The sequence below is a fragment of the Pseudogemmobacter bohemicus genome (genome assembly GCF_003290025.1).
In the GTDB taxonomy this organism is placed as follows: Bacteria; Pseudomonadota; Alphaproteobacteria; order Rhodobacterales; family Rhodobacteraceae; genus Pseudogemmobacter; species Pseudogemmobacter bohemicus.
Map to the genome: position 1 here is coordinate 1 of NZ_QNHG01000011.1, position 3,378 is coordinate 3,378.

General features: G+C 51.6%; 5 protein-coding genes. 3 read left to right on the forward strand and 2 right to left on the reverse strand.

Going from position 1 to position 3,378, the window contains the following annotated elements; genetic code table 11:
* Both DRF71_RS29585 and DRF71_RS26910 read right to left on the reverse strand, forming a co-directional pair.
* A partial coding sequence (locus tag DRF71_RS29585) for a helix-turn-helix domain-containing transcriptional regulator (RefSeq protein ID WP_408634574.1) occupies positions 1-136 on the reverse strand: 136 nt, incomplete at its 3' end.
* Positions 137-139: 3 nt separating this feature from the next.
* Entirely contained in the window at positions 140-436 is a 297-nt protein-coding gene (locus tag DRF71_RS26910) for a type II toxin-antitoxin system RelE/ParE family toxin (RefSeq protein WP_112313498.1), read from the reverse strand.
* Positions 437-971: 535 nt separating this feature from the next.
* Here DRF71_RS26910 and DRF71_RS26915 point away from each other — a divergent pair.
* The 3 genes from DRF71_RS26915 to DRF71_RS27800 all read left to right on the forward strand — a co-directional run bounded on the left by DRF71_RS26915 (position 972) and on the right by DRF71_RS27800 (position 2,937).
* Entirely contained in the window at positions 972-1,526 is a 555-nt protein-coding gene (locus DRF71_RS26915; RefSeq protein ID WP_198672416.1) for a helix-turn-helix domain-containing protein, read from the forward strand.
* A gap of 63 nt (positions 1,527-1,589) precedes the next feature.
* The gene (locus tag DRF71_RS27795) at positions 1,590-1,985 is read left to right on the forward strand and encodes a MerR family transcriptional regulator (protein WP_157971302.1); all 396 of its coding nucleotides are present in this window, start codon (positions 1,590-1,592) and stop codon (positions 1,983-1,985) included.
* Between the two features lie 34 nt (positions 1,986-2,019).
* On the forward strand, positions 2,020-2,937 hold the full coding sequence (locus tag DRF71_RS27800; RefSeq protein ID WP_157971303.1) for a hypothetical protein: 918 nt from the start codon (positions 2,020-2,022) through the stop codon (positions 2,935-2,937).
* The last annotated feature ends 441 nt before the right edge of the window (positions 2,938-3,378 follow it).

The window sequence follows — 3,378 nt, forward strand, 5'->3', positions numbered from 1 at the left end:
CCACCCCAAGGGCGCGGGCAACATAGGCGGGATCGTCGCCGCCATCTTCCATGACCGCTTCGAGATAGGCCGCAATGTCTTCCTCGGTCTTGAGGTAGTCGGCGGAATCGTAGCGGGCGAATTTTTCTTCCGGCATCGCTTAGCCCTTCCACTCTGCGGCCAGCACCTTGGCCTGTTTGATGTCTTTGCTCTGCGTGGACTTGTCGCCGCCACAAAGCAGGATCACGAGAACCGGCCCGCGCTGGATGAAATACACCCGGTAGCCCGGCCCGTAGTTGATCCGCAGCTCCGAAACACCCTCTCCGACCGGCTCAACATCGCCGGGGTTCCCCGCCGCAAGGCGGTCCAGTCTGGCAGCGATGCGCGCAACCGCCCTGCGATCCCGCAAACCGGAAAGCCAGGTATCGAAGGTTCCGCTTCGGATTAACTCGATCATTCGACAACTATAGTTATCATATGGGTGCCTGACAACCAGAGTTATCACCTCCTTGTTCTAAGCAAATACGAGGCCAGCCACGGGTGTTGTCGGTGCATCATCCCTCCCCCGCACCCCCACCCGTCACGCGCGCATGTGCGCGGAATCGTCCACTCGGCCCACAAGGGGCCTCGCGTTCGATGGCAAGCAAAAACTACACAGCCCGTCCGTAGGCGGGGGGTCGCCAGCCCCTTGGAAAGGCGCTCCCCCCCGGCGCGCAAGCGCGCCCGGACTGTGCATTTTTTGCCTGCCTTAAGATCATAAGAAGGGCAAAAAAATTACGTCAATTAAATCAATGTATTACAAGGGGGGGGTGCCTCATGAGCTATGAGGCACCCCTGCATCATCTAGATGATGCAGGTTCGTGCAAATAATGAAACTCTACGTTCAATATTTGCTTGCATATTTTGCACACCATCGTTCAATATCGGATCAAAGATGATGCAGGTTGCGTCAAAAATCGACCACTTTCACCGTCCGAAATCAGCGAGTGCCTATGCCCGAGAACCGTCCCGCCCTGCCGCGAAAATCATCCGCAGGCCAGTGGGTCCAAACCGAACGAGCTGCCCATGAAGCATGGGCAGCACTGATCGCCAAGGCCCCCAAAGCTGCACAGTTGATGCACATCCTGACAGCCCGGATCGGAGAGCATAACGCTGTCATCGTCAGCCAAAAGACACTCCGCACCCTAATGGGGTGCAGCCGCCCCACCGTGCAACGCGCCCTCGATGTGCTGGCCCAGGACAGATGGATTGAGGTGCGCCAAGTGGGCGAGAGTGGAACTGTGAATGCCTATGTCATCAACGACAGGGTTGCATGGGCGACCGGACGCGATGGCCTGCGCTACAGCCTGTTCAGTGCGGCGGTTGTCCTCTCCGAGGAAGAACAGCCAGACCGGGACGAACTGGGGCGGCAAGAGCCGCTGCGCAAGGTGCCAAGCCTGTTCAGGGACGAAAGGCAGCTTCCGAACGGCCCCGGCCTCCCGCCGCCTTCACAGCCCTTCTTGGATGGCATGGAACCAGACTTGCCTGCGACAGGCGCCGACGAGTAGCCTTTCACCGCAACGACACCAAATGCCTTGCATGAAACGATCCGCAAGAGGACGGAAAGACCCATGAAATACACAGCAGGGCAGGCTGCAAAGGCTACAGGAGTAGCAACAGCGACCATCACAAGGGCGCTGAAAAGTGGGCGAATTTCTGGTCAAAAGGATGACTCAGGCGCGTGGATGATCGACCCATCCGAACTACACAGAGTGTTCCCCCCCGTTTCAAAGCAAGACAGCGCAACACCGAACACACAAGACCACGCAACGGCAAGAGAAACACCTGAAAGAGGTCCTGAAATCAGCGCCTTGGAGCGCGAAGTTCAGACGCTCCGCGAAGCCCTGTCCGATGCCAGAGAAGACCGAGACAAATGGCGCGACATGGCTGAACGCCTTTCTCTAGCTCCGCCTAGTGCCATTGAAGAAAAGCACGGTTTCTGGGCAAGAATGCTCGGAAAAAAATAGCACGATACAAACAATCAGTTCTTGGGAGGTTTAATTGCACGGATTTTTCAAAGATGCGCCAAAATGGAAGCTAATAAATAATTTCACCATCGAAAGAGATGAGTCTCTGTCTGACCGCCCATTTATGGCAACCAGCGTTCCACAGCGCATACTAATAAACATTACATCACTTACAGCAGTTTCTAGTGCAGCATGGAAACCACGTAGCGCAGAATACGACTCGACGAAAAACGATTCACTCACAGAACCAGACAAGAATAATGGCTGCCATAGAAGCTCGAACTACATATACGGAAGCGGAAAGCTAGACGACGATATCGTTCTCTTCTCTATGACAAAAGGAGAAGAGGCCAGATTTAGCAAAATTGACCACATAAGAATATCTCCAATACCACCCGGGACAATAGGGGGCGATAAGTCGTCCACTGTCATGGATGGAATAAGTTATTCTGGCATGTCATCAAAAAAACTACCCGATGACGGCTTGATGGCTGGAGAGCCAGGCGTTCTTTTCGTCCATGATGGATTACAGTTAGAGGTCCACCTTGAAGAAGGGGCATTCAACAAGCTGTTTGAAGAAATTATTTCGTCCAATAGGGAAATAGAGAAGTCTGTAATAGAGTTCGTTGCTGAATTATTCCAAGACGAGGTAGAAGCATCTCTCTCCGAGAACTGGCATCGCCATGAGTATGGTATACTCAACCACAACCCTTACTCATCAAGCACCCGTGCAAGACTAGAGACCATCAGTATTGCATTTCGTGCTGTGCATCATGCCGCCACGGACGAAGTTAGCTTGTCAGCAAGAGAACACCAATCCGACACCCCGCACTCCCCTCTGCTAACAGACCAGAACATAAACATAATCAACAGAAAACTTGCTCTGCTTGTCGGCATTGCGAGCACTATCGCAGCTTTGATAGCCATCCATACGGTATTTAGCATATTATAAAAATGGAGCGTCAATTTTGAACGTGTCATCAGAACATAAATACAAGATCGACATTGCTAATAATCAGATAACCACTGCCCTATATCTTTTCATTAACGACCTTGACTCAATATCCGTTCATAACTTAGCGTGTAGCTCCTGTGAAATCTTGGATGGAATATCCGAGTCCAACAATATAGCGTCGCCATCAACATGGGTACGTATGGACTTTGACTTAAGGACCATCAAAAGGACAAGAGGAATTCACTGGAACACTTTCAAACATTTCTATGACAACAGCGGAAAGACCATTAGAGATGATAAAATCATAGCTTCTAGCTTTAGCGACGATCACAATGACCCCATGCTATTTCAAGGAATATTAGATATATCCGCTATGGGCGTTCCCGTTCCAGTAGAATCGCAAGTTTACATTTTCTGGTATATCTCAAACTACCCATC

What these genes read in the sequence shown, in the direction of transcription:
- DRF71_RS26910 (WP_112313498.1), bottom strand. Translation starts at nt 436, where the DNA reads ATGATCGAGTTAATCCGAAGCGGAACCTTCGATACCTGGCTTTCCGGT.
- DRF71_RS26915 (WP_198672416.1), top strand. Translation starts at nt 972, where the DNA reads ATGCCCGAGAACCGTCCCGCCCTGCCGCGAAAATCATCCGCAGGCCAG.
- DRF71_RS27795 (WP_157971302.1), top strand. Translation starts at nt 1,590, where the DNA reads ATGAAATACACAGCAGGGCAGGCTGCAAAGGCTACAGGAGTAGCAACA.